Here is a 5,348-nt window from a genome sequence, read left to right on the forward strand (position 1 = left end):
TTTCTATTCATTCCAATTAGTGTGGAAAGTTCCTTCCAAATCCGTCCGCTCATACGTATGGGCACCGAAGTAATCACGCTGGGCCTGCAGCAGGCTGGCATTTGATCTTCCATTCCGGTAGCTGTCGTAATAGGAAAGAGAAGAGCTCAAGCATGGCAATGCGATGCCCGATTGAATGCCTTCACAGACAATTTTGCGCAAGCCTGTCTGGTAGTCCCTGATTCTTTCGGCGAAGTAAGGGGAGACAAGAAGGTTTGCCAGGTTCGGCTGCTCCTGGTAAGCCTCGCTGATGACATTTAAGAATTCCGCACGAATGATGCAGCCGTCGCGGAAAATCAGGGCGATATCCTTCAGTGGCAGATTCCAGTCATTCTGCTCGGACGACATTTTATATTGGGTAAATCCTTGTGCATAGGCACACACTTTCCCCATATATAAAGCCTGTCTGATGTATTCAATCCAGACGTCTTTTTCAACGGTTATCTCATCCTTCTCAGGACCTGTTAAAAGGGTTTCAGCCGCCACACGCTCATCCTTCAAAGCAGAAATATAGCGTGCGAATAAAGATTCTGTAATGATCGAGGTTGGAATCCCATTATCGATCGCCTGCAGGCTGGTCCATTTTCCGGTTCCTTTTTGCCCGGCTTTATCAAGGATGACGTCGATTTGCGGCAGCCCTGTGCGCTCATCTTTTTTCCTTAAAATAGCTGCTGTGATCTCGATTAAATAGCTCTTCAGCTCGCCTTGATTCCATGTTTCAAAGATATCCGCAATTTCCTCAACAGATAATCCCAGCTTTTCTCTTAAAAGTATATAGGCCTCCGCAATCAGCTGCATATCTGCATACTCGATTCCGTTATGTACCATTTTGACAAAGTGGCCTGCCCCTTTAGGTCCGATGTAGACACAGCAAGGCATCCCGTCAACCTTTGCAGCGATTTTCGTAAGAATCGGAGCCGCTTTTTCATAGACATCCCGATCTCCGCCAGGCATGATGGAAGGCCCTGTTAAAGCACCCACTTCACCGCCTGAAATGCCGATACCCAAGTAGCCGATTCCTTTTGCTTTCAAATCATCATATCTTTTTTCCGTATCTTTGAAATGGGAGTTGCCGCCGTCCATGATAACGTCGCCCTCTTCAAGGAAAGGAACTAAGCTTGCAATAACAGAGTCAATGGCTTTCCCGGCCGTCACCATTAAAAAGACCTTTCTCGGTGTTTCCAGAGACTGAACAAAATCCTCTACTTCGTAATAAGGGCTTATGGCTTGCCCTTCAAGCTTTTGTACCAGCTGATCGGTTAAATCCCTGGTGTAATTATATACAGCTACCTTCTCGCCATTATTGGCCATATTTAAAGCGATATTGCTCCCCATTACTCCGAGACCAATAACCCCAATTGTATTTTTCATAGTTCCTGCTCCTTCATTTCAGAATAATAGGCAATGAACCCCTCTTATGAAGTAGGGTTTCATTGCCTTAAAGTGTTTATACAAATAAGCTTAACAATAAAATAAATCCTAATCCAGCAACAGATATTATTGTTTCAAGCAAAGTCCATGTTGCAAACGTTTCCTTCATGCTCAAACCAAAGTATTCTTTGAACATCCAGAAGCCGGCATCATTGACGTGAGAAGCGATTAAGCTTCCCGCACCTGTTGCAAGCACCACTAAGGCAAGATTTACATCTGTTTGGCCCAGCAGCGGAATGACTAAGCCTGCTGTCGTTAATGCAGCCACTGTGGCAGATCCTAATGAAATCCTCAGGATAGCCGCGATAATCCATGCCAGTAAAATCGGAGACAGGCTTGTCCCTTTGAAAAGCTCGGCCACATAGTCACCGACACCGCCATCAATCAATACCTGTTTGAAGGCGCCGCCTCCGCCGATAATCAAAAGCATCATCCCGATATGGCTGATTGCAGTTGTGCAGGAATCCATCACATTTTTGATTGGGATTTTTCTTGCCAATCCCATGGTATAGATGGCAACCAATAAGGAGATCAGCATCGAAGTGCCGGCATCTCCAATAAAGCGGATGGCAGCAAGTAAGCTATTATCTGCAAATCCCATTGTTTTTTGAAGCAAAGTAATAATCGTTGCGATTGACATTAAAATAACAGGAAGCAAAGCCGTAAATACACTGATTCCAAAAGCTGGTGTGTCTTCAAGCTTAAAGGTTTTCTGCTCTCCCAGAGAAGCGATGTTTCCGCTTTTTGTGAATGAATTCGGAACGAGCTTTTTAGCGATTTTCGTAAAGACCGGTCCAGCTAAAATAACGGTTGGAATCGCAATGATGAAACCATAAAGCAATACTTCCCCAATGTTTGCACCGTATTCACCGGCAATAACGGTTGGACCCGGGTGAGGCGGCAGGAATCCGTGTGTGACAGATAAAGCCGCTGTCATCGGAATACCAAGATACAAAATAGAAATCTTTAATTCTCTTGAAATAGCAAATACGATCGGAATTAATAATACAAGTCCCACTTCAAAGAATAAGGCAACACCAATAATAAAGGATGCAGCCACTACAGCCCATTGGATATTCTTTTCACCGAATTTATTGACAAGAGTCATGGCAATTCGCTGGGCGCCGCCAGAGTCGGCAATCAGCTTGCCCAGCATGGCGCCAAGTCCGAAGATGAGCGCCAGGTGGCCAAGTGTTCCGCCTAATCCGGCTTCAATGGTTTTGACAATCTGGTCGAGCGGCATTCCGAGTGCCAGCGCAACACCAAATGAAACGATAATCAATGAAATAAAGGTATTTAATTTTAAGCCCATTATCAGAATTAATAAGGCAACGATTCCAATTGCTACTATTAACAGCGGCATTGTCATTTCCCCCTAGTCATGTTGTATTAATTTTCTTTGATAGTTTGCGATCGAAGTATATTCATCCTCAAGCGCTCTTGATAATTGGATGAAGATCGGCAGCAGCTGTCTGTATTCTTTTGCAGCCTCTTCCTTCGGTGTATGCTTGTAGGTATCGCCCACCATGTCTGAAACAGCATCAAACGAGTCGATTTTTCCTGTGGCATACAATCCTAAAATACAGGCACCGAGACAGGAGCTTTCATAGCTTTCCGGTATGACGACTTCCGATTCAAAAATGTCGGACATCATTTGACGCCAAACCTCAGATCTGGCAAAGCCACCTGTTGCCTGAATCCGGGTTACCGGGCCGTCCATGCATTCCACTAATGCCAGGTACACGGTGTACAGATTATAAATGACGCCTTCAAGCGCTGCCCGGATCATATGCTCCTTCTTATGGGACATCGTTAATCCGAAGAAAGATCCGCGCACATCCGGGTTCCATAAAGGAGCGCGTTCACCTGCGAGGTATGGATGGAACAGCAGGCCATCAGCGCCCGGTCTGACGCGTTCGGCGATTTTTGTTAAAACCTCGTAAGGATCAATGCCTAATCTCTTGGCTGTTTCGATTTCAGATGAGGCAAATTCATCCCGGATCCAGCGGAGGACCATTCCTCCATTGTTCACCGGCCCGCCAATCACCCAATGATTTTCTGTTAAGGCATAACAGAAGATTCTCCCTTTTTCATCGGTCTGGGGCTTGTCAATAATGGTACGTATCGCACCGCTTGTCCCAATGGTGATGGCGATCTCACCTTTTCTGATCGCATTCACACCCAGGTTCGAAAGCACACCATCACTTGCGCCGATCACAAAAGGTGTTTCTGGATCGATGCCCATTTGTTTGGCTAAAACAGGATGGCAGTTTTGGAACATCTTTGTCGTAGGAACGAGTTCGGATAGCTGTGAGCGGGTGATGCCCGCTATGGCTAATGCCTCTTCATCCCAGTCCAATGTCTTGAGATTCATCATGCCCATGCAGGAAGCAAGTGAATAATCGACAGCATATTCATTAAAAAGCTTTTTGAAAATATATTCTTTAATGCCGATATATTTTTTGGTCCTGCTGGCGATCTCCGGACGCTCCTTCACAAGCCAGGTAATCTTGCTTAATGGGGACATCGGATGGATCGGTGTTCCGGTCCGTTTATAGACCTCATGTCCATTCCAGTCTTCTTTAATTTTACGTGCCCATGCTTCACTGCGGTTATCGGCCCAGGTAATAACGGGCGTAAGCGGCAGATCATTCTCATCCATCGCGATCACACTATGCATCGCACTGCTGAAGGACACAAAGCTCAGCTTTTTATCATGATGGATTTTCGTAATATTCGCTATCGCTTGAACGACAGCAGAGAAAATCTCATCAGGATCCTGTTCTGCTGTAGAGATATCAGGAGTGTACAGCGGATACCCGATGTTCTCCTGCTGAATCACATCCCCTTTTTCACTGAATAACACGGCTTTTGTACTGGTGGTTCCAATATCAATCCCTAACATATAGCTAGTCATCTTGTTGTTTAACCCCTTTGGACAGCATTTGCTGTGACCTCCATAAATCGTCCACTTTCCCTTGAACATCATCAAAATTTTCGTGCAGCGACTGAATCATGAGGTCTCTGTCTTTTGTTTTAATGGCATCAATATATAGTTCATGATTTTTCACAATCCGATCAAGATCTTCATAATTTTCCTTAAAGCGCACGCGCATGGATAAAAGAATGAAGCCTTCCATCACAGGCTTTAAATTATTCCAGATCAGCTGGATATAAGAATGGCCAATAGACCCGATAATAATTTCGTGGAACAGAATATCCTGATACGCAAACTCATCCGCATCCCGATACTTGACAGCCACCTTCATCATTTCCAGCACCTTGCTGAGCTCCATCGCCAACTCATTTGTGTCCATGCTGATAAGACGTTCAAACACGAATGTCTCAATCATCAGACGAACATCGTATATTTCTTCGATTTCTTTTTCAGTTAACCCGGCAACCACAGCACCCGTTCTTTCCAAGCGGATGATATTTTCAGATGCCAGTGTCCGTAAGGCTTCACGAATCGGTGAACGGCTCACTGCAAAATCAGCGGCCAACTTATTTTCAGAAAGCGTGGTACCGCTTTCAATCAACCCGGCAATAATGCGCATTCTAAGCTCATATGCGACACGGTCGCCAGAGGAAGCCTTAGAAAGCCATTTTTGCGGATATAGAAATTCAGTAGAATCTTTCATGACATCACCTTTATGAAATGACATTTTAAGTATACGTGTATACTTGTATACAAGTATTATAATCCAAATGAAATAAAATGCAAACGCTTTACATTTTATTTTTATTTGGATTTATTGTTTAAATTTGGGTTTGTTTGGGTTGGGGTGGTGCGTTTCAGAGGCTGGATCAGCTTCGGCCAGAGGGAGTAGGAACCCGGTCCAACTTCGGACACAAAAAGGAGAAATCCGGTATCATGA

At 44.7% G+C, this 5,348-nt stretch carries 4 protein-coding genes; all 4 read right to left on the minus strand.

The features are described from left to right. Positions 1-3: 3 nt before the first annotated feature. The 4 genes from gnd to CHI10_RS18120 all read right to left on the minus strand — a co-directional run bounded on the left by gnd (position 4) and on the right by CHI10_RS18120 (position 5,111). A complete protein-coding gene (gnd, locus tag CHI10_RS18105; RefSeq protein WP_095245597.1) occupies positions 4-1,410 on the minus strand; it encodes a decarboxylating NADP(+)-dependent phosphogluconate dehydrogenase in 1,407 nt (468 codons plus the stop codon). Positions 1,411-1,486: 76 nt separating this feature from the next. Further along, positions 1,487-2,833 (minus strand): GntP family permease, encoded by a 1,347-nt coding sequence (locus CHI10_RS18110; RefSeq protein ID WP_095245598.1) that lies wholly within the window; start codon positions 2,831-2,833, stop codon positions 1,487-1,489. Between the two features lie 12 nt (positions 2,834-2,845). Beyond that, on the minus strand, positions 2,846-4,387 hold the full coding sequence (gene gntK, locus CHI10_RS18115) for a gluconokinase (RefSeq protein WP_095245599.1): 1,542 nt from the start codon (positions 4,385-4,387) through the stop codon (positions 2,846-2,848). Beyond that, positions 4,380-5,111 carry a GntR family transcriptional regulator gene (locus tag CHI10_RS18120; protein ID WP_095245600.1) on the minus strand — a complete coding sequence of 244 codons (732 nt, stop codon included), beginning with the start codon at positions 5,109-5,111 and terminating at the stop codon, positions 4,380-4,382. Before CHI10_RS18120 ends, gntK begins: the two co-directional genes overlap by 8 nt. Positions 5,112-5,348 lie beyond the last annotated feature (237 nt).

The organism is Bacillus sp. 7894-2, from assembly GCF_002272225.1.
Classification (GTDB): Bacteria; Bacillota; Bacilli; order Bacillales; family Cytobacillaceae; genus Cytobacillus.